This is a genomic window from Klebsiella michiganensis, from assembly GCF_002925905.1.
Classification (GTDB): Bacteria; Pseudomonadota; Gammaproteobacteria; order Enterobacterales; family Enterobacteriaceae; genus Klebsiella; species Klebsiella michiganensis.
The window spans coordinates 252,472-272,864 of record NZ_PRDB01000001.1 but is presented as its reverse complement, the minus strand read 5'-3'; the positions used below and the strand labels follow the sequence as shown (position 1 = coordinate 272,864).

The following is a 20,393-nucleotide window of genomic DNA, read 5'->3' as shown; positions in this document are numbered from 1 at the left end:
TTAAAGAAGCGCAGCAATGCTCTGACGAACCTGGGTTGGCCACACGCCGCACTGCACCTGGCCGATATGCTCAAGCTGCAGCAGCAGCATCGTCAGGCGAGACTGGCCAATGCCGCCGCCAATCGTCTGCGGCATCTCTCCGCGCAGCAGCGCCTGGTGCCATTCCAGCTGCAGGCGATCTTCATCGCCGGTGATCGCGAGCTGACGCTTCAGCGCGTCGGCATCCACGCGGATCCCCATTGAAGAGAGCTCGAATGCATCTTCAAGCACCGGGTTCCACACCAGAATATCACCGTTCAGACCGGCATAGCCTTCAGCGGCAGGCGTGCTCCAGTCATCGTAATCCGGCGCGCGAACGTCGTGACGCTGGCCATCGGAAAGCTTGCCGCCGATACCGATCAGGAATACCGCACCCAGCTCTTTCGCGATCGCCCGCTCGCGGCCCTTGGCATCAAGATCCGGATAGCGGCTTAAAAGCTCCTCGCTGTGAACAAACTGGATCGTCTCCGGCAAGAAAGGCGTGAGGCCAAACGCTTTACTGACGGCGTCTTCGGTCGCTTTGATCCCGGCATAGATCGCTTCAACGGTTGCTTTCAGCGTGCCGCAGTGGCGCTCTCCGTCGCCCATTACGCGCTCCCAGTCCCACTGGTCAACGTAAACGGAATGGATGGGAGTTAATCGGTCTTCATCGGGGCGAAGGGCCTTCATGTGCGTGTACAGCCCTTCGCCCGCGCTGAAGTCGTGTTGTCCCAGGGTTTGACGCTTCCACTTCGCCAGTGAATGAACCACTTCGAACTGGGCGTCTGGCAGTGTTTTCACTTTAACCTGAACCGCTTTTTCGCAACCAGAGAGGTTATCCTGGGTCCCATCGCCCACGCGGCTTAAGATCGGCGCCTGGACTTCGATCAGGCCGAGCTTCTCTTCAAGCTGGCGGGAAAAATGTGACTTAACGAAACTAATCTGGCGTTGTTTTGCGATGTATGCGGTTTTCATTTTTTATAACTCCTGCGTCCTGTTGCCATTGATTAAGCAACAAAACAGCGCTGCAATTCAATAATCCAACAACAAAAAGCCTGCATCGATTTTGATTCATTAAAATTTGAGGCTAAAATAGAAATATTCGTCAAACTTCATAAGAAAAACCTATGGAAAATTATCAGATCGACAATCTGGACCGCGGCATTCTTGAGGCCTTAATGGCCAACGCGCGCACCGCCTATGCTGAACTGGCAAAACAGTTTGGCGTCAGCCCGGGGACCATTCACGTGCGGGTAGAGAAAATGAAGCAGGCCGGAATTATTACCGGCGCACGCATCGACGTCAGCCCCAAGCAGCTGGGTTACGATGTGGGATGTTTTATCGGCATCATTCTGAAGAGCGCGAAAGACTACCCCTCCGCGCTGGCCAGGCTAAACAGCCTGGATGAGGTTACTGAAGCCTATTACACCACCGGACACTACAGCATCTTTATAAAGGTGATGTGCCGATCGATTGATGCGCTCCAGCATGTACTTATCAACAAGATCCAAACAATTGATGAAATTCAGTCCACTGAAACGCTGATCGTCCTGCAAAACCCGATTATGCGTACCATCCGCCCGTGATCGGGCTTTTTAATCCCACATTTTTCCACAGGTAGATCCCAGCTCGCTCACAGCGTACAATACGCCACTCTGAATAGTGGAGCGGGCGATCATGGCAGAGATAACTCTTATCAGCGGCAGTACGCTGGGTAGCGCAGAATATGTATCAGAACATCTGGCGGAAAAGCTGGAAGAGGCTGGACACAGCACGACTATTCAGCACGGCCCGCTGATCGACGATCTGCAGGCGGAAGGGATCTGGCTGGTTATCTCTTCGACGCATGGCGCCGGGGACATTCCCGATAATCTTCTGCCTTTCTATGAAGCGCTTCAGGAGAAGCAGGTCGACCTCTCTGCGGTCCGTTTTGGCGCAGTCGGCATCGGTAGCCGTGAATACGATACCTTCTGCGGAGCAATTGATAAGCTCGAGACGGCGCTCAACGCCTGCGGGGCAAAACAGATCGGTGAAACGCTAAAAATTAACGTTCTCGAACATGAAATTCCGGAAGATCCGGCCGAGATTTGGCTGGGATCCTGGAAAAACTTGCTCTGAGAATTGTAAAGATCATACTTTCTTCTGTGGATAACTATGCTTAAAAGCTTGGATCAACCGGTAGTTATCCAAAGTATAACCCTTGACTGATTTTTGTGCTGTGTATAACCCTTCATTTTGATCCCAGCTTATACGGACCAGGATCACCGATCATTCACAGAAAGCGATCCTTCTTAAGCGTTTGATCTTAAATCGCGGATCTGACTTATCCACAAGACAAGCCGATCCTAATAAGAGATCACAATAAAACAGATCTCTAAATAAAAGATCTTCTTTTTAATACTCAGGATCCCGGCGCTTTCTCGAAAGGCTAAAGTTGAGTAGAATCCACGGCCCGGGCTTCACTCTATTTTCAAACCGCTTTATGCGAGGCATACCACCATGTTTTATCAGGATCCTTTTGACGTCATCATCATTGGCGGGGGTCATGCAGGCACTGAGGCCGCGATGGCCGCAGCGCGAATGGGTCAACAGACTCTGCTTTTGACACACAATATCGACACGCTGGGGCAGATGAGCTGCAACCCGGCGATTGGCGGCATTGGGAAAGGACACCTGGTAAAAGAAGTGGATGCGCTTGGCGGCCTGATGGCGAAGGCAATTGACCATGCCGGCATCCAGTTTAGGATACTAAACGCCAGCAAAGGCCCTGCCGTACGGGCGACTCGCGCTCAGGCAGACCGTGTGCTGTACCGGCAGGCCGTACGTACCGCGCTGGAAAACCAGCCTAATTTAATGATCTTCCAGCAGGCGGTGGAAGATCTGATTGTCGAAAACGATCGTGTTGTTGGCGCCGTCACCCAGATGGGGCTTAAATTCCGCGCCAAAGCGGTGGTACTGACCGTCGGAACCTTTCTCGACGGTAAGATCCATATCGGTCTGGATAACTACAGCGGCGGTCGTGCAGGCGATCCTCCGTCGATCCCGCTGTCCCGCCGCTTGCGTGAACTGCCGCTGCGCGTCAGCCGCCTGAAAACCGGTACCCCGCCGCGTATCGATGCGAGGACGATTGATTTCAGCGTTCTGGCACAGCAGCACGGCGATAATCCGATGCCGGTCTTCTCGTTTATGGGAGATGCTTCGCAGCATCCGCGTCAGGTGCCGTGCTACGTCACGCATACCAACGAGAAAACGCATGACGTGATCCGTAATAACCTCGATCGCAGCCCGATGTATGCCGGCGTGATTGAAGGGATCGGTCCCCGCTACTGTCCTTCGATCGAAGACAAGGTCATGCGCTTTGCCGATCGTAACCAGCATCAAATTTTCCTCGAGCCGGAAGGCCTGACGTCCAACGAAATTTATCCAAATGGCATCTCCACCAGCCTGCCGTTCGATGTCCAGATGCAAATCGTCCGCTCAATGCAGGGGATGGAAAATGCAAAAATCGTTCGTCCTGGCTACGCTATTGAGTACGATTTCTTTGACCCGCGCGACCTGAAACCGACGCTGGAAAGTAAATTTATTCATGGCCTGTTCTTTGCCGGCCAGATTAACGGCACCACCGGTTATGAAGAAGCCGCCGCTCAGGGCCTGCTGGCAGGCCTGAACGCCGCTCGTTTCTCCGCCGAGAAAGAGGGGTGGGCGCCTGGCCGCTCTCAGGCTTACCTTGGCGTCCTGGTAGACGATCTGTGTACTCTCGGTACCAAAGAACCGTACCGCATGTTTACCTCTCGTGCGGAATACCGCCTGATGCTGCGTGAAGACAACGCCGATCTGCGCCTGACCGAACAAGGTCGTGAACTGGGTCTGGTGGATGACGAACGCTGGGCGCGTTTCAACGAGAAGCTTGAGAGCATTGAACGTGAACGTCAGCGTCTGAAAACCAGCTGGGTTAATCCGCTGGCGGAAAGCGCTGCGGAAGTGAATGCTCGACTGACGGCGCCTTTGTCCCGTGAAGCTAACGGTGAAGATTTGCTCCGTCGTCCGGAAATGACCTACGAACAGCTGGTGCAGATGACGCCGTTCTCGCCGGGTCTTGAGGACAAGCAAGCGGCTGAACAGGTCGAAATTCAGGTAAAATACGAAGGCTACATCGCGCGCCAGCAGGATGAAATCGAGAAACAACAGCGCAACGAGAACACGTTGCTGCCTGCTACGCTTGATTATCGCCAGGTGAATGGGCTGTCGAACGAGGTCATTGCCAAGTTGAACGACCATAAGCCGTCTTCGATAGGGCAGGCATCGCGTATTTCCGGCATTACGCCTGCGGCAATCTCGATTTTGCTGGTGTGGTTAAAAAAGCAGGGAATGCTGCGCCGTAGCGCCTGATATTCCACTGAACGATACATGGGCGAATAGCGCATCAGATATCCGTCAGGTCAATTTCTCAGCCCGGTAAGCGTATCGCCTCCGGGCTCATTGTTTTTAAACAGGTAAAGATCGTGCTCAACAAACTTTCTCGTCTGCTTGATGAAGCAGGTATTTCACTTACCGATCACCAGAAAAACCAGCTTGTCGCCTACGTTGGCATGCTGGATAAGTGGAATAAGGCCTATAACCTGACCTCGGTTCGCGATCCTGACGAGATGCTGGTACGCCACATCCTCGACAGCATTGTTGTTGCGCCATACCTTAAAGGAACGCGTTTTATCGATGTCGGTACGGGGCCTGGGCTGCCGGGGATCCCGCTGGCTATCGTGCGTCCTGAATCCCACTTCACCCTGCTGGACAGTCTGGGCAAGCGAGTACGTTTCCTTCGGCAAGTCCAGCATGAGCTCAAACTGGATAACATCACCCCGGTACAAAGCCGTGTGGAAGAGTTCCCGGCAGAGCCGCCGTTTGACGGCGTGATTAGCCGCGCATTTGCGTCGCTGAATGACATGGTGAGCTGGTGCCATCATTTACCTGCAGAGAACGGTCACTTTTATGCGCTCAAGGGCTTAGCGCAGGAAGATGAAATGGCAAATCTGCCGGAAGGGGTCGTCATTAAGGAAGTTGTCGAACTGCATGTGCCTCAGCTGGAAGGGGAGCGTCACCTTGTGGTGATTCAGCCAAAAATGATTTAATTTTTATCAAAAAATGTGAAAAAAACACGGTCCGTGGATGTTACAAAAATAAAAGTCACGGCAGGGTATTATCGGACTGTCTTTAACCCTGGGGTTACCAGGGGTTTTCTTTCCGTTAACTTTGCCCTGTTGCTTTACCAACAGAATAGTCAACATTGAAAATATCAGTACGCTAAAAATCTCGCTGCTTGCACTTCATACTGATGTTAAATTTTTATTATGAATGTCAATAAAAGGTTTTTATTGTATATGGGATTGTTTTAGAAAGAATACCTGGTTTTTATGTTGAATATCAAACGGATAAAAAATTGAGTTTTATGTACAGAATTAATTCGATTTCGCGAAAAATGTTTATTATGTGATCTGATGCACGCTTTAATTGCCGATTTTTCGCGGTATTTGCAGTTTTGCATGACGGCTCACAGATCGGTGAAATGCATGAAAAGTTGTCTGTCGGAAAATAATTAAACATTTATTCACTATTTTGCTACTTATTGTTTGAAATCACGAGGCGTCACCGTATAATTTGTCCGCTTTTTGATGCTTGACTCTTCGTCTTAAAGGACGTTTTATACGACACGCGACATACCTCGAAGGGAGCAGGAGTAAAAACGTGATGTCAGTGTCGCTCTTGAGTCGAAACGTTGCTCGTAAGCTTCTGTTTATTCAGTTACTGGCAGTAATAGCAAGTGGACTGCTGTTCAGCCTCAAAGACCCTTTCTGGGGCATCTCCGCGGTGAGTGGAGGTTTGGCGGTTCTTTTGCCAAACATGATATTTATGATTTTTGCCTGGCGTCATCAGGCGCATACACCAGCTAAAGGCCGAGTGGCCTGGTCCTTCGCCATTGGTGAAGCCTTCAAGGTGTTGCTGACCTTCGCCTTTCTGGCGGTGGCGCTGGCGGTTTTGAAAGTGGTATTTTTGCCGCTGATAGTGACGTGGGTTTTGGTGCTGGTGGTACAAGTTCTGGCGCCAGCTGTAATTAACAACAAAGGGTAAAAGGCATCATGGCTTCAGAAAATATGACGCCGCAGGATTACATAGGCCACCATCTGAACAACCTTCAGCTGGACCTGCGTACATTCTCGCTGGTGGATCCGCACAACCCCCCGGCCACCTTCTGGACGCTCAACATTGACTCCATGTTTTTCTCAGTGGTGCTCGGTCTGTTATTCCTGTTTATGTTCCGCAGCGTGGCTAAAAAGGCGACAACCGGCGTACCTGGTAAATTCCAGACCTTCATTGAGATGATCATCGGCTTCGTCCATGGCAGCGTCAAAGATATGTATCACGGCAAGAGCAAGGTCATTGCTCCGCTGGCCCTCACCGTGTTCGTCTGGGTATTCCTGATGAACCTGATGGATCTGCTGCCTATCGACTTTATCCCTTGGATCGGCGAACACGTTCTCGGTCTGCCTGCTCTGCGCGTGGTGCCGTCAGCTGACGTTAACATCACCCTGTCGATGGCGCTTGGCGTATTTATCCTGATTCTTTTCTACAGCATCAAAATGAAAGGCGTGGGCGGGTTCGTTAAAGAACTGACCCTGCAGCCGTTCAATCACTGGGCGTTCATTCCTGTCAACTTAATCCTTGAAGGGGTAAGCCTGCTGTCAAAACCTGTATCACTGGGTCTGCGACTGTTCGGCAACATGTATGCCGGTGAGCTGATTTTCATTCTGATTGCTGGCCTGTTGCCGTGGTGGTCACAGTGGATTCTGAATGTGCCATGGGCCATTTTCCACATCCTGATTATTACGCTGCAAGCCTTCATCTTCATGGTTCTGACGATCGTCTATCTGTCGATGGCATCTGAAGAGCATTGATTTTTACCAACATACTACGTTTTAACTGAAACAAACTGGAGACTGTCATGGAAAACCTGAATATGGATCTGCTGTACATGGCTGCCGCTGTGATGATGGGTCTGGCGGCAATCGGTGCTGCGATCGGTATCGGCATCCTCGGGGGTAAATTCCTGGAAGGCGCAGCGCGTCAACCGGATCTGATTCCTCTGCTGCGTACTCAGTTCTTTATCGTTATGGGTCTGGTGGATGCTATCCCGATGATCGCTGTAGGTCTGGGTCTGTACGTGATGTTCGCCGTCGCGTAGTAAGTTGTTCGAAAGAAACCTAAGCCACAGAGTTATTTTTTAAGAGGTATTGTGCTGTGAACATGAACGCAACAATCCTCGGCCAGGCCATCGCGTTTGTTATCTTCGTATGGTTCTGCATGAAGTATGTATGGCCGCCTTTAATGGCTGCCATCGAAAAGCGCCAGAAAGAAATTTCTGACGGTTTAGCTTCTGCAGAACGCGCTAAGAAAGATTTGGACCTTGCACAGGCCAACGCGACCGACCAGCTGAAAAAAGCGAAAGCGGAAGCCCAGGTAATCATCGAGCAGGCGAACAAGCGTCGCTCTCAGATCCTGGATGAAGCAAAAGCGGAAGCAGAACAGGAACGCACCAAAATCGTCGCACAGGCGCAGGCTGAAATCGATGCCGAACGTAAACGTGCCCGTGAGGAGCTGCGTAAGCAGGTTGCTATCCTGGCTGTTGCTGGCGCCGAGAAGATCATCGAACGTTCCGTGGATGAAGCTGCTAACAGCGACATCGTGGATAAACTTGTCGCTGAACTGTAAGGAGGGAGGGGCTGATGTCTGAATTTGTAACGGTAGCTCGCCCCTACGCCAAAGCAGCTTTTGACTTTGCCGTCGAACACAACAGCGTTGAACGCTGGCAGGATATGCTGGCGTTTGTTGCTGAAGTGACTAAAAACGAAGAAATGGCAGAGCTACTCTCTGGCGCACTGGCGCCGGAAACGCTCTCTGATGTGTTTATCGCGGTTTGTGGTGAGCAACTGGACGAAAATGGTCAAAACCTGATCCGGGTGATGGCTGAAAATGGTCGTCTGAAAGCGCTCCCTGATGTTCTCGAGCAGTTCATTCACCTGCGCGCTGCCAGTGAGGCAACCGCAGAGGTAGAAGTTATTTCTGCCGCTCAAATGAGTGACGAACAGCTTGCGAAAATTACCGCCGCGATGGAAAAACGTCTGTCACGCAAAGTTAAGCTGAATTGCAAAATCGATAAGTCTGTAATGGCAGGCGTAATCATCCGTTCGGGTGATATGGTCATTGATGGTAGCGTACGCGGCCGTCTTGAACGCCTTGCAGACGTCTTGCAGTCTTAAGGGGACTGGAGCATGCAACTGAATTCCACCGAAATCAGCGAACTGATCAAGCAGCGCATTGCTCAGTTCAATGTTGTGAGCGAGGCTCATAACGAAGGTACTATCGTTTCTGTAAGTGACGGTGTTATCCGCATTCACGGCCTGGCCGATTGTATGCAGGGTGAGATGATCGCTCTGCCGGGTAACCGTTACGCTATCGCACTGAACCTGGAGCGCGACTCCGTAGGTGCAGTTGTGATGGGTCCGTACGCTGACCTCGCCGAAGGTATGAAGGTTAAATGTACTGGCCGTATCCTTGAAGTTCCGGTTGGCCGCGGCCTGCTGGGACGTGTGGTTAACACCCTGGGTGCACCGATTGATGGTAAAGGTCCGCTGGAGCACGACGGCTTCTCCGCCGTTGAAGCTATCGCGCCGGGCGTAATCGAACGTCAGTCCGTCGATCAGCCGGTACAGACCGGTTATAAATCCGTTGATGCCATGATCCCAATCGGTCGTGGACAGCGTGAACTGATCATCGGCGACCGTCAGACCGGTAAAACCGCGCTGGCTATCGACGCCATCATCAACCAACGTGATTCCGGCATCAAGTGCGTCTACGTAGCCATCGGCCAGAAAGCGTCCACGATTTCTAACGTGGTACGTAAACTGGAAGAACACGGCGCGCTGGCTAACACCATCGTTGTGGTTGCAACCGCATCTGAATCTGCCGCACTGCAATACCTGGCGCCGTATGCCGGTTGTGCAATGGGTGAATACTTCCGCGACCGCGGTGAAGATGCGCTGATCATTTATGATGACCTGTCTAAACAGGCCGTTGCTTATCGTCAGATCTCCCTGCTGCTCCGCCGTCCGCCTGGACGTGAAGCATTCCCGGGCGACGTATTCTACCTCCACTCTCGTCTGCTGGAGCGTGCTGCACGTGTTAACGTCGAATACGTTGAAGCTTTCACCAAAGGTGAAGTGAAGGGTAAAACCGGTTCTCTGACTGCGCTGCCGATTATCGAAACCCAGGCTGGTGACGTTTCTGCGTTCGTTCCGACCAACGTAATTTCCATTACCGATGGTCAGATCTTCCTGGAAACCAACCTGTTTAACTCCGGTATTCGTCCTGCGGTTAACCCGGGTATCTCCGTATCCCGTGTTGGTGGTGCAGCTCAGACCAAGATCATGAAGAAACTGTCCGGTGGTATTCGTACCGCTCTGGCACAGTATCGCGAACTGGCGGCGTTCTCCCAGTTTGCCTCTGACCTTGATGATGCAACCCGTAAGCAGCTGGACCACGGTCAGAAAGTGACCGAACTGCTGAAACAGAAACAGTATGCGCCGATGTCCGTTGCGCAGCAGTCTCTGGTTCTGTTCGCGGCAGAACGTGGTTATCTGGCGGATGTCGAGCTGTCGAAAATCGGTAGCTTTGAAGCCGCTCTGCTGGCTTACGTCGACCGTGATCACGCTCCGTTGATGCAAGAGATCAACCAGTCCGGTGGCTATAACGACGAAATCGAAGGCAAGCTGAAAGGCATCCTCGATTCCTTCAAAGCAACCCAATCCTGGTAAAGTCTGGCGGCTTGCTCTAGGGCAGGCCGCAAGGCATTGAGGAGAAGCTCATGGCCGGCGCAAAAGAGATACGTAGTAAGATCGCAAGCGTCCAGAACACGCAAAAGATCACTAAAGCGATGGAAATGGTCGCCGCTTCCAAAATGCGTAAATCGCAGGAGCGTATGGCGGCCAGCCGTCCTTATGCAGATACGATGCGCAAAGTGATCGGTCACCTTGCGAACGGTAATCTGGAATATAAGCACCCTTACCTGGAAGAACGCGACGTTAAACGCGTGGGCTACCTGGTGGTGTCTACCGACCGTGGTCTGTGCGGTGGCTTGAACATTAACCTGTTCAAAAAGCTGCTGGCGGAAATGAAAGCATGGTCCGATAAAGGCGTTCAGTGCGAACTCGCAATGATCGGCTCCAAGGGCGTGTCGTTCTTTAATTCCGTTAGCGGTAATGTTGTCGCCCAGGTGACGGGTATGGGGGATAACCCATCCCTGTCCGAACTGATTGGTCCGGTAAAAGTGATGTTGCAGGCCTACGATGAAGGCCGTCTGGACAAGCTGTATATTGTCAGCAACAAATTTATTAACACCATGTCTCAGGTTCCAACCATCACTCAGCTGCTGCCGTTACCGGCTTCAGAAGATGGTGAGTTGAAGCGTAAATCCTGGGATTACCTGTATGAACCCGATCCGAAAGCGCTGCTGGATACCCTGCTGCGCCGTTATGTGGAATCTCAGGTTTATCAGGGCGTGGTAGAAAACCTGGCCAGCGAGCAGGCCGCACGTATGGTGGCGATGAAAGCCGCGACCGACAATGGCGGCAGCCTGATTAAAGAGCTGCAGTTGGTATACAACAAAGCTCGTCAGGCCAGCATTACTCAGGAACTCACCGAGATCGTCGGTGGAGCATCCGCGGTATAACCAGGTTAATTCGTAGAGGATTCAAGATGGCTACTGGAAAAATTGTCCAGGTAATCGGCGCCGTGGTCGACGTCGAATTCCCTCAGGATGCCGTACCGCGCGTGTACGAGGCTCTTGAGGTACAAAATGGTAGTGAGAATCTGGTGCTGGAAGTTCAGCAGCAGCTCGGCGGCGGTATTGTTCGTACCATCGCCATGGGTTCTTCCGACGGTCTGCGTCGCGGTCTGGAAGTAAAAGACCTCGAGCATCCGATCGAAGTCCCGGTAGGTAAAGCAACGCTGGGTCGTATCATGAACGTACTGGGCCAACCGGTAGACATGAAAGGCGACATCGGTGAAGAAGAGCGTTGGGCTATCCACCGCGCAGCACCTTCCTACGAAGAGTTGTCAAACTCTCAGGAACTGCTGGAAACCGGCATCAAAGTTATCGACCTGATGTGTCCGTTTGCGAAGGGCGGTAAAGTTGGTCTGTTCGGTGGTGCGGGTGTAGGTAAAACCGTAAACATGATGGAGCTGATCCGTAACATCGCGATCGAGCACTCCGGTTACTCCGTGTTTGCGGGCGTAGGTGAACGTACTCGTGAGGGTAACGACTTCTACCACGAAATGACCGACTCCAACGTTATCGATAAAGTATCCCTGGTGTATGGCCAGATGAACGAGCCGCCGGGAAACCGTCTGCGCGTTGCGCTGACCGGCCTGACCATGGCTGAGAAGTTCCGTGACGAAGGTCGTGACGTTCTGCTGTTCGTCGATAACATTTATCGTTACACCCTGGCCGGTACTGAAGTATCCGCACTGCTGGGCCGTATGCCTTCAGCGGTAGGTTACCAGCCGACTCTGGCGGAAGAGATGGGCGTTCTGCAGGAACGTATCACCTCCACCAAAACCGGCTCTATCACTTCCGTACAGGCGGTATACGTACCCGCGGATGACTTGACTGACCCGTCTCCAGCCACCACCTTTGCGCACCTTGACGCAACCGTGGTACTGAGCCGTCAGATCGCTTCTCTGGGTATCTATCCGGCAGTTGACCCGCTGGACTCCACCAGCCGTCAGCTGGATCCGCTGGTTGTTGGTCAGGAGCACTACGACACCGCTCGTGGCGTTCAGTCCATCCTGCAGCGTTATCAGGAACTGAAAGACATCATCGCCATCCTGGGTATGGATGAACTGTCTGAAGAAGATAAGCTGGTGGTAGCTCGCGCGCGTAAGATTCAGCGCTTCCTGTCCCAGCCGTTCTTCGTGGCAGAAGTATTTACCGGTTCTCCGGGCAAATACGTCTCCCTGAAAGACACCATCCGTGGCTTTAAAGGCATCATGGAAGGCGAATACGATCACCTGCCGGAGCAGGCGTTCTACATGGTCGGTTCTATCGACGAAGCCGTGGAAAAAGCCAAAAAACTTTAACGCCTTAATCGGAGGGTGATATGGCAATGACTTACCACCTGGACGTCGTCAGCGCAGAGAAACAAATGTTCTCTGGTCTGGTCGAGAAAATCCAGGTAACGGGTAGCGAAGGTGAACTGGGTATTTACCCGGGGCACGCGCCGCTGCTCACCGCCATTAAGCCTGGTATGATTCGCATCGTTAAGCAGCACGGTCACGAAGAATTTATCTACCTGTCAGGCGGCATTCTTGAAGTGCAGCCGGGTAGCACGACCGTTCTGGCTGATACGGCAATTCGTGGCCAGGATCTCGACGAAGCGCGAGCCCTGGAAGCGAAACGTAAGGCTGAAGAGCACATTAAGAGCTCTCATGGTGACGTGGACTACGCTCAGGCGTCTGCGGAACTTGCCAAAGCGATCGCTAAACTGCGCGTTATCGAGTTGACCAAAAAAGCGATGTAACACCGGCTTGAACGCTAAAAGCCAGTCTGGTTTCCAGGCTGGCTTTTTTTATGGCTTCGTTTCAGAAAAAACAAAACTAAAAAGCGGGTTTAAAAATTTTGTGATACATGTCTCATTTTTGTTGATCGTTTAAAAGATGAAGCGTAGACTTGTTTTTGTGATATGAGTCACAAAAAAATTCATCAAAAACGTAATCGCTATCCAGGAAGAGATCATGAAACTGCTTAATAAAATCGTCGCTTTCTTCAGTGCTATGAACGTAACCTTCGGTACGTTCAACCACTAAGAAGTCAACTTTCCAGACTGTTTTTGCGCTGTACCGCTAACTAAAACGACAACACATGCGGTGTGAAGCAGACAGAAAGTGAAAAGGTCGCCCCAGGGCGACCTTTATGTTTTTCACGCATAGCGGGTTAGTTGCGGCTAAGGAAGTTACCGGTGTTGAAGCTGCCGTCGGCCTCACGCGTCAGCGGATCCGGCAGCGCCAGCGTCTGATAATCGGCGCTGTTAATGCGCTTGCCCTGAGCGTTGATGCTTCTGCCGCCGTGGATAAAATAGTTGCTATCGTCAATATTCCCGACAACGGCATCGTCATATTTCCCAGGCTGGCTGCGCAGGGAAAGGTTCTCGCTGAAGGTGCCCTGGGTTTCCGGCGCACCGTACGGACTCGGGCGGAACAGGTAGTTAAAGCGCTGGTTATCTACCGCGACGTTGTTAACCACCACCAGCTTGCCGGGGTTAAAGTTGTCGGTAAAACCGTCCAGATGGTTATCGATGGCGATGCTGTTACGTACCTCGTGGGCGACCGGCTGCCCTTCCCCACCGAGCTTAAACCCGTTACTGGTATTATTGCGGGCAATAGAGTTCTCGATCACCACAACGCCGTTTGCACCGTCCTCAATTTTATTAAACAGGTCGAAACCGTCGTCGATATTATCGTGCGAGTAACAGCCCTCCAGCCGGTTACCCTCTCCTACGCGCATTTTCACCGCGAAGCCGTCGGCGTTAATTTTGCCCGGATCCTCGTTACTAAAGGATTCAGAATTCACTACCCGGTTAAAGCTGGCCCACAGCGGGCGTCCAACATCCGCCGGAGAGGAAATTTGAATGCCGGTATCATCGTTACGATACGCGGTGACGTTCTCGATCAGGTTATGGCTGCCCTGTACGCGCAGGCTCTTGTCCGTAATCTCAATCCCATCGATATGCCAGTAGCTGGCATCCAGCAGCAGCCCGTGAATCACCGCTTTTCCGTCGGCTTTTAGCGTTTTGATTTTGTCCTTCAGGCCGCTGGCGCTGACAGGAATGGCCGTTTGCGGGTAATCTCCGGCGGCTAATACAATTTGCCCGCCGGGCGGGACGAGTTTGATAGCGGAGGCGAAATCCAGCGGCGAGTCCGCCGTCCCTTTTGCCTGAGATTGTCCTTCTGGCGCGGCGTAGAGCGTATTGCCTGTCACATGGGGACTCTGTTCAACCGTCAGCGTCTGGGTCAGCGTTTCCGCGCCGGTGGCCGGGGTGAAGCGGATTTCGAACGTGCTTTTATCTTTCAGTACGGCAGGCTGGGTAAACATCTCTCCGGCCTTCACGGTTTTATCCTGCCCGATCACCACTTCATCCTGACGAATGGTGATGCGCCCGTCGCTGTTGGTGCGCGCCTGTAGGATGTAAGCTTTGCTCTGGCTTACTGTTCCCGAAGCAATTTGCATAACCGGCGGCCAGCCTTTAGCGACATACGGCGCGGAGGGAACCGTTTTTGCCGCTGAGGTGGTGAGCGAGGCGTTGCTGACGGTGATTTTTGCATTACGTGAGGCGAAGAAGCCGACGTAGTAATGTTCTTTATCCTGCCGGGCAACCAGATCGGCGTGCGGAACCTGCTGGCTCACCCATTCCTCGCTGCCCGTTGCTGCCCATGAGGTAATAAACCCGTCGTTGGTGCGTTCCAGTCTGAGCTGGAACGTCGGCGTTTGCTGGATATCGATTTTCTCTTTATAGCTCTGACGCTTTATTGATGCGCCCGCATTGCCCCACGGTTGGGTTATCCCTTCCCGGCTGATAGCCTGCAATTTGATATGTGAGCCATCTTTTTTATCCTGCGTCATAATGGCGTTCATCACCATATTGGATGCCGCCGGAAACTCTTCGTAACCGACCTTCAGCGGCTGTTGACGCGGAACTCCTATTACATCGCGGACCAGCAGTCCCGCGCCTTCCTGTGCCGCAGGACGCGCGCCATTTTCCGGGCCAAACTGATTGACGGTCACCGTAGCCTGCAGGATAAAATTCTGGCTGGTCGGTAGCCGGGTGTAAAAGAAGGTCAGTCCGTCGTGAGAATTGGCTATTTTACCTCCCCGGCTCTCGATGGTAATGGGCTGGCTGAGGTCGGCGACGTCCTGCGGCGTCAGTTTTTTTCCGGCGATGGTGACATCGTTGACGCCAATTTTTTTCGGCAGAACATTCGAGGAAAAATTGCTGTCGGTAGATTGCCCAAAGGCGATTGCCCGCCACTGATGACCTTCGTTGGCCTGCAGCGGTAGCGCGATCATCGTACCGCAAAGGGTTAATGCCAAAGGTATTTTGTTATTCATTCTTTTCTCCTGGGTAATTATTAACCGGCATTATCAGGAAAATGAAATGGCGTTTCTATTTATCGCGTCACAATTAATGAATATTAAAACTGTGTTTTATTTTATGGGTTTTCTTTATTTACCCGCCAAAAAAACAGCAAAAGCAGAGGGATAGCCGGCATTGCCACTCATTAAAATGCTTTTTTTGCGCTAAACGGGTTTGCGCTGACTAAAAATACCCACCTAAAATGGTGTATAGCGTTACGCTTGTGCGTTTTATCTTCGTCTCGTTTCATGATGAAAAATATGTAGATATTTCAACGTGAAAGGCTTTTACTTTTCGTTCCAACAGCAGTCAGGATGCGTATGTCAAACAGTCCGATGAGCGTGGTTATTCTTGCCGCTGGCAAAGGTACCCGCATGTATTCCGATCTTCCTAAGGTGTTGCATTCGCTGGCCGGGAAGCCAATGGTGCAGCATGTTATTGATGCAGCTAAAGAATTAGGCGCTTCCGCCGTACATCTGGTGTACGGGCACGGCGGCGATCTGCTTCGCCAGACGCTGCACGAAGATAACCTCAACTGGGTCCTGCAGGCCGAACAGCTAGGTACCGGCCACGCTATGCAGCAGGCGGCGCCGTTCTTCAGCGATGATGAAGATATCCTGATGCTGTACGGCGACGTGCCGCTCATTTCCGTCGAAACATTGAAGCGTCTGCGGGAAGCGAAACCGCAGGGCGGCATCGGTCTGTTGACGGTGAAGCTTGACGATCCGACCGGCTACGGCCGCATTACGCGCGATAACGGCGCGGTGACGGGCATTGTCGAGCATAAAGACGCCAGCGACGAGCAGCGCCGGATTCAGGAAATTAATACCGGGATTCTGGTCGCCAATGGCGCGGATCTTAAACGCTGGCTGGCTAAGCTCACCAATAACAACGTTCAGGGTGAATACTACATCACCGATATTATCGCCATGGCCTATGAAGAAGGTCGTGAAATTGCCGCTGTTCATCCTCAGCGTCTAAGCGAAGTGGAAGGCGTAAATAACCGCCTGCAGCTCTCCCGGCTTGAGCGCGTCTGGCAGTCTGAAAAGGCTGAAGAACTGCTGCTCGCGGGCGTTATGCTGCGCGATCCGGCGCGTTTTGATCTGCGCGGCGTGCTGAAACACGGGCGCGATGTCGAAATTGATACTAACGTTATCTTCGAAGGTGACGTGGTGCTGGGGGATCGGGTAAAGATTGGCACCGGCTGCGTCATCAAGAACAGCATCATTGGTGATGATTGCGAGATCAGCCCCTATACCGTAGTAGAGGATGCTCATCTGGCAGCCGCCTGTACCATTGGGCCGTTCGCGCGGCTGCGCCCAGGCGCTGAGCTTCTCGAAGGCGCGCACGTCGGCAACTTTGTTGAAATTAAAAAGGCGCGTCTGGGTAAAGGCACGAAGGCCGGGCATCTTTCCTATCTCGGAGACGCCGAGATAGGCGATAACGTGAATATCGGCGCGGGCACCATCACCTGTAACTATGATGGCGCAAATAAGCATAAAACGGTGATCGGCGATGACGTGTTTGTTGGCTCAGACAGCCAGCTGGTCGCTCCGGTGACCGTCGGCAAGGGGGTCACCATTGCCGCAGGAACAACGGTAACGCGTAACGTTGCCGATAATGAATTAGTGTTAAGCCGCGTGCCGCAGGTTCATAAACAGGGCTGGCAGCGCCCGGTGAAGAAAAAGTAACGCTATTTCTCTTTCGCCCTTTTCGGGGAAAGAGCGGGGTGAGGGGATAAAATAATCCTCCCCCCACGGCAGTACCCATAAAAATAACCCCACTCTCTACAAGGCTCGGGGCGCCCGAAAATACGGGTAAACAGGTTGACCGACAACGTATGGCATACAGCCAAAATCGGAATTAAAAACTATGTGTGGAATTGTTGGCGCAGTCGCGCAGCGTGATATTGCTGAAATCCTTCTCGAAGGTTTACGTCGTCTGGAATACCGCGGTTATGACTCCGCCGGTCTGGCCGTCGTCGATCACGAAGGTCATTTGAACCGCGTTCGCCGCCTCGGGAAAGTACAGATGCTGGCCCAGGCGCTGGAAGAACATCCGTTGCACGGCGGTACCGGGATTGCCCATACCCGCTGGGCGACGCACGGCGAACCGTCTGAAGGTAACGCGCATCCGCATGTTTCTGACCATATTGTGGTGGTGCATAACGGGATTATCGAAAACCATGAGCCGCTGCGCGAGCTGTTGCAGTCGAGGGGCTACGTTTTCGCCTCCGAGACTGACACGGAGGTTATTGCGCACCTGGTTCACTGGGAGCTGGAACAGGGCGGTACTCTGCGTGATGCGGTTCTGCGGACTATCCCGCAGCTGCGCGGCGCTTATGGCACCGTGATCATGGATTCCCGCGATCCGGGTACGCTGCTGGCCGCTCGTTCAGGAAGCCCGCTGGTGATTGGCCTGGGGATGGGGGAAAACTTCATTGCCTCCGATCAGCTGGCGCTGCTGCCGGTTACCCGCCGCTTTATCTTCCTCGAAGAGGGCGATATTGCGGAAGTCACCCGCCGTTCCGTGACTCTCTTTGACAAATCCGGCGCCGAAGTGCAGCGCCCGGATATTGAATCCAGTCTGCAGTACGACGCGGGCGATAAAGGTATCTATCGTCACTATATGCAGAAAGAGATCTACGAGCAGCCGAACGCCATCAAAAATACCCTCTCCGGGCGCATTAGCCACGGCGAGGTTGATTTAAGCGAGCTGGGCCCGCAGGCTAACGAGCTGCTGTCTAAGGTCGAGCATATTCAGATCATCGCCTGCGGCACCTCCTACAACTCAGGTATGGTGTCCCGCTACTGGTTTGAGTCGCTGGCAGGGGTGCCGTGCGATGTTGAAATCGCCTCCGAGTTCCGCTATCGCAAATCGGCCGTGCGTCGCAACAGCCTGATGATCACCCTCTCTCAATCCGGCGAGACGGCGGACACCCTCGCCGGCCTGCGCCTGTCGAAAGAGTTGGGCTATCTGGGGTCGCTGGCGATTTGTAACGTGCCTGGATCATCCCTGGTGCGTGAGTCCGATCTGGCGATGATGACCAACGCCGGGACGGAAATCGGCGTCGCCTCGACTAAAGCCTTCACGACGCAGCTGACCGTTCTGCTGATGCTGGTGGCGAAACTGGCGCGACTCAAAGGCCAGGATGCGTCGATTGAACATGATATCGTGCATGGTCTGCAGGCGCTGCCGAGCCGCATTGAGCAGGTGCTTTCGCAGGACAAGCGTATTGAGGCGCTGGCTGAGAACTTCTCTGACAAACACCACGCGCTGTTCCTTGGCCGCGGCGATCAGTATCCCATTGCCCTGGAAGGGGCGCTGAAGCTGAAAGAGATCTCCTATATTCATGCGGAAGCCTATGCTGCCGGCGAGCTGAAGCATGGTCCGCTGGCGCTGATTGACGCTGAAATGCCGGTGGTGGTGGTCGCGCCGAACAACGAACTGCTGGAAAAACTGAAATCCAACATTGAAGAGGTTCGCGCTCGCGGCGGCCAGCTGTACGTTTTTGCTGACGGCGATGCGGGTTTCACCGGCAGCGACAATATGCACATCATTGAGATGCCGCATGTTGAAGAGGCGATCGCGCCAATCTTCTATACCGTACCGCTGCAGCTGCTGGCGTATCACGTCGCGCTGATCAAAGGGACTGACGTTGACCAGCCGCGTAACCTGGCGAAATCAGTTACCGTGGAATAACGATTTTACAGCGCTGAAAGGGCTGCCGTCCGGCGGCCCTTTTTATTTGCGGTTATTTGCAGCGAACAGCGAGATCCCACCCGCTTTATGACAGCCTGTCATTTTTGAGACGCTTTTGCGCTGTCATAAAAATAAAATTTTCCGCTAATCTTTCTATCATTAACCATAGTAACAACATGATTTGTATTGTTTTTATTTAACGTAAATTCCCGTCTTTTTGCTTGTCATAAAACTGTAATAATTCGTACATTTTACTGTCACCTGTTTGTCCTATTTTGCTCACCATAGCTTCGAAACAATGGTTTACGAATCCAGCAGGAGACATTATGAACGTTATGCGTACCACCGTCGCAACAGTTGTCGCCGCGACCTTATCGATGAGCGCTTTCTCTGTTTTTGCAGCAGCAAGCCTGACTGGCGCAGGTGCAACTTTCCCCGCGCCGGTGTATGCCAAATGGGCAGATACCTATAACAAGGAAACGGGTAATAAAGTCAATTACCAGGGTATTGGCTCCTCTGGCGGCGTAAAACAAATTACGGCCAACACCGTAGACTTCGGTGCTTCTGATGCCCCTCTTGCTGATGACAAGCTGGCTCAGGAAGGTCTGTTCCAGTTTCCGACCGTTATCGGCGGCGTAGTGCTGGCAATTAACCTGCCTGGCGTGAAATCCGGTGAGCTGGTGCTTGACGGTAAAACGCTGGGTGATATCTACCTGGGCAAAATCAAAAAATGGGATGACGCGGCGATTGCTAAGCTCAACCCGGGCATGAAGCTGCCTTCTCAGAACATCGCGGTGGTTCGTCGTGCCGATGGTTCCGGTACTTCCTTCGTTTTCACCAGCTATCTGGCGAAGGTGAACGAAGAGTGGAAATCTAAAATCGGCGCGGGCTCAACCGTTAACTGGCCGACCGGTCTGGGCGGTAAAGGCAACGACGGCATCGCCGCGTTCGTTCAGCGTCTGCCGGGCTCTATCGGCTACGTAGAATATGCCTACGCAAAACAGAACAACCTCGCTTACACCAAACTGCTGTCCGCCGATGGCAAGCCGGTGAGCCCGACTGAAGATAACTTCGCTAACGCGGCGAAAGAAATCGACTGGAGCAAATCCTTTGCACAGGATCTGACGAATCAGAAAGGCGACAACGCATGGCCGATCACTTCAACCACCTTCATTTTGGTTCACAAGGCTTCCAACAAGCCAGAGCAGACCGCCGAAGTGCTGAAGTTCTTCGACTGGGCGTATAAAAACGGCGGTAAAGAAGCCAACGCGCTGGATTATGCCACCCTGCCGGAAAGCGTGGTTGAGCAAGTTCGCGCGGCATGGAAGACCAACGTAAAGGACAGCAGCGGTAAAGCGCTGTACTAATACCCGTCAGCCTTCGAGCTACAGGTGCGTTGGCAGCGCTTGTTCACCCCGGTCACATAGCCCATCTATG

Annotated in this window: 18 protein-coding genes; 16 read left to right on the top strand and 2 right to left on the bottom strand. The window is 52.7% G+C overall.

All coding sequences use genetic code 11. The features are described from left to right. Complete coding sequence (asnA, locus tag CDA56_RS01350; protein ID WP_102803555.1) at positions 1 to 993, bottom strand: aspartate--ammonia ligase; 993 nt, start codon at positions 991 to 993, stop codon at positions 1 to 3. Positions 994 to 1,145: 152 nt separating this feature from the next. Between asnA and asnC the strand changes: the two genes are divergently transcribed. The 13 genes from asnC (at position 1,146) to CDA56_RS01280 (ending at position 12,644) form a co-directional block, all read left to right on the top strand. Further along, on the top strand, positions 1,146 to 1,604 hold the full coding sequence (asnC, locus tag CDA56_RS01345; protein ID WP_004107306.1) for a transcriptional regulator AsnC: 459 nt from the start codon (positions 1,146 to 1,148) through the stop codon (positions 1,602 to 1,604). Positions 1,605 to 1,695: 91 nt separating this feature from the next. Continuing rightward, positions 1,696 to 2,136 (top strand): FMN-binding protein MioC, encoded by a 441-nt coding sequence (mioC, locus tag CDA56_RS01340; RefSeq protein ID WP_009653317.1) that lies wholly within the window; start codon positions 1,696 to 1,698, stop codon positions 2,134 to 2,136. Positions 2,137 to 2,517: 381 nt separating this feature from the next. Further along, positions 2,518 to 4,407, top strand: coding sequence for a tRNA uridine-5-carboxymethylaminomethyl(34) synthesis enzyme MnmG (mnmG, locus tag CDA56_RS01330; RefSeq protein WP_004855773.1), 1,890 nt, complete (start codon positions 2,518 to 2,520; stop codon positions 4,405 to 4,407). A gap of 113 nt (positions 4,408 to 4,520) precedes the next feature. Beyond that, on the top strand, positions 4,521 to 5,144 hold the full coding sequence (gene rsmG / locus CDA56_RS01325; RefSeq protein WP_064377608.1) for a 16S rRNA (guanine(527)-N(7))-methyltransferase RsmG: 624 nt from the start codon (positions 4,521 to 4,523) through the stop codon (positions 5,142 to 5,144). A 616-nt stretch (positions 5,145 to 5,760) separates the two neighbouring features. Then, positions 5,761 to 6,141, top strand: a complete 381-nt coding sequence (gene atpI / locus CDA56_RS01320) for a F0F1 ATP synthase subunit I (RefSeq protein ID WP_004127040.1) — start codon at positions 5,761 to 5,763, stop codon at positions 6,139 to 6,141. An 8-nt stretch (positions 6,142 to 6,149) separates the two neighbouring features. Then, positions 6,150 to 6,965: a F0F1 ATP synthase subunit A gene (gene atpB, locus CDA56_RS01315; RefSeq protein WP_004127037.1), complete on the top strand. Its 816-nt coding sequence runs from the start codon at positions 6,150 to 6,152 to the stop codon at positions 6,963 to 6,965. Between the two features lie 47 nt (positions 6,966 to 7,012). After that, entirely contained in the window at positions 7,013 to 7,252 is a 240-nt protein-coding gene (gene atpE, locus CDA56_RS01310) for a F0F1 ATP synthase subunit C (RefSeq protein ID WP_000429386.1), read from the top strand. 56 nt (positions 7,253 to 7,308) lie between these two features. Next, positions 7,309 to 7,779, top strand: coding sequence for a F0F1 ATP synthase subunit B (atpF, locus tag CDA56_RS01305; RefSeq protein ID WP_004107293.1), 471 nt, complete (start codon positions 7,309 to 7,311; stop codon positions 7,777 to 7,779). A gap of 14 nt (positions 7,780 to 7,793) precedes the next feature. Then, a complete protein-coding gene (gene atpH / locus CDA56_RS01300) occupies positions 7,794 to 8,327 on the top strand; it encodes a F0F1 ATP synthase subunit delta (protein ID WP_004855764.1) in 534 nt (177 codons plus the stop codon). 12 nt (positions 8,328 to 8,339) lie between these two features. Beyond that, a complete protein-coding gene (gene atpA / locus CDA56_RS01295; protein ID WP_004127029.1) occupies positions 8,340 to 9,881 on the top strand; it encodes a F0F1 ATP synthase subunit alpha in 1,542 nt (513 codons plus the stop codon). Between the two features lie 50 nt (positions 9,882 to 9,931). Further along, on the top strand, positions 9,932 to 10,795 hold the full coding sequence (gene atpG / locus CDA56_RS01290) for a F0F1 ATP synthase subunit gamma (RefSeq protein ID WP_004107278.1): 864 nt from the start codon (positions 9,932 to 9,934) through the stop codon (positions 10,793 to 10,795). Between the two features lie 26 nt (positions 10,796 to 10,821). Continuing rightward, on the top strand, positions 10,822 to 12,204 hold the full coding sequence (gene atpD, locus CDA56_RS01285) for a F0F1 ATP synthase subunit beta (protein ID WP_004107276.1): 1,383 nt from the start codon (positions 10,822 to 10,824) through the stop codon (positions 12,202 to 12,204). Positions 12,205 to 12,224: 20 nt separating this feature from the next. Continuing rightward, positions 12,225 to 12,644, top strand: a complete 420-nt coding sequence (locus CDA56_RS01280; RefSeq protein WP_004107274.1) for a F0F1 ATP synthase subunit epsilon — start codon at positions 12,225 to 12,227, stop codon at positions 12,642 to 12,644. Between the two features lie 413 nt (positions 12,645 to 13,057). Here CDA56_RS01280 and CDA56_RS01275 read toward each other — a convergent pair whose 3' ends face one another. Further along, entirely contained in the window at positions 13,058 to 15,229 is a 2,172-nt protein-coding gene (locus tag CDA56_RS01275) for a right-handed parallel beta-helix repeat-containing protein (protein WP_103815114.1), read from the bottom strand. Between the two features lie 345 nt (positions 15,230 to 15,574). Between CDA56_RS01275 and glmU the strand changes: the two genes are divergently transcribed. The 3 genes from glmU to pstS all read left to right on the top strand — a co-directional run bounded on the left by glmU (position 15,575) and on the right by pstS (position 20,323). Then, positions 15,575 to 16,945, top strand: coding sequence for a bifunctional UDP-N-acetylglucosamine diphosphorylase/glucosamine-1-phosphate N-acetyltransferase GlmU (gene glmU / locus CDA56_RS01270; RefSeq protein ID WP_025107543.1), 1,371 nt, complete (start codon positions 15,575 to 15,577; stop codon positions 16,943 to 16,945). Between the two features lie 181 nt (positions 16,946 to 17,126). Next, a complete protein-coding gene (gene glmS, locus CDA56_RS01265) occupies positions 17,127 to 18,956 on the top strand; it encodes a glutamine--fructose-6-phosphate transaminase (isomerizing) (RefSeq protein WP_102803553.1) in 1,830 nt (609 codons plus the stop codon). Between the two features lie 326 nt (positions 18,957 to 19,282). Beyond that, positions 19,283 to 20,323: a phosphate ABC transporter substrate-binding protein PstS gene (gene pstS / locus CDA56_RS01260; protein ID WP_004127017.1), complete on the top strand. Its 1,041-nt coding sequence runs from the start codon at positions 19,283 to 19,285 to the stop codon at positions 20,321 to 20,323. The last annotated feature ends 70 nt before the right edge of the window (positions 20,324 to 20,393 follow it).

Bases quoted from the DNA above. Each gene is read 5' to 3' on its own strand.
- CDA56_RS01275 (WP_103815114.1), bottom strand. From the start codon at position 15,229: ATGAATAACAAAATACCTTTGGCATTAACCCTTTGCGGTACGATGATC.
- atpI (WP_004127040.1), top strand. From the start codon at position 5,761: ATGTCAGTGTCGCTCTTGAGTCGAAACGTTGCTCGTAAGCTTCTGTTT.
- mioC (WP_009653317.1), top strand. From the start codon at position 1,696: ATGGCAGAGATAACTCTTATCAGCGGCAGTACGCTGGGTAGCGCAGAA.
- atpA (WP_004127029.1), top strand. From the start codon at position 8,340: ATGCAACTGAATTCCACCGAAATCAGCGAACTGATCAAGCAGCGCATT.
- pstS (WP_004127017.1), top strand. From the start codon at position 19,283: ATGAACGTTATGCGTACCACCGTCGCAACAGTTGTCGCCGCGACCTTA.
- atpH (WP_004855764.1), top strand. From the start codon at position 7,794: ATGTCTGAATTTGTAACGGTAGCTCGCCCCTACGCCAAAGCAGCTTTT.
- glmS (WP_102803553.1), top strand. From the start codon at position 17,127: ATGTGTGGAATTGTTGGCGCAGTCGCGCAGCGTGATATTGCTGAAATC.
- CDA56_RS01280 (WP_004107274.1), top strand. From the start codon at position 12,225: ATGGCAATGACTTACCACCTGGACGTCGTCAGCGCAGAGAAACAAATG.
- mnmG (WP_004855773.1), top strand. From the start codon at position 2,518: ATGTTTTATCAGGATCCTTTTGACGTCATCATCATTGGCGGGGGTCAT.
- atpD (WP_004107276.1), top strand. From the start codon at position 10,822: ATGGCTACTGGAAAAATTGTCCAGGTAATCGGCGCCGTGGTCGACGTC.
- asnA (WP_102803555.1), bottom strand. From the start codon at position 993: ATGAAAACCGCATACATCGCAAAACAACGCCAGATTAGTTTCGTTAAG.
- asnC (WP_004107306.1), top strand. From the start codon at position 1,146: ATGGAAAATTATCAGATCGACAATCTGGACCGCGGCATTCTTGAGGCC.
- atpE (WP_000429386.1), top strand. From the start codon at position 7,013: ATGGAAAACCTGAATATGGATCTGCTGTACATGGCTGCCGCTGTGATG.
- glmU (WP_025107543.1), top strand. From the start codon at position 15,575: ATGTCAAACAGTCCGATGAGCGTGGTTATTCTTGCCGCTGGCAAAGGT.
- atpG (WP_004107278.1), top strand. From the start codon at position 9,932: ATGGCCGGCGCAAAAGAGATACGTAGTAAGATCGCAAGCGTCCAGAAC.
- atpB (WP_004127037.1), top strand. From the start codon at position 6,150: ATGGCTTCAGAAAATATGACGCCGCAGGATTACATAGGCCACCATCTG.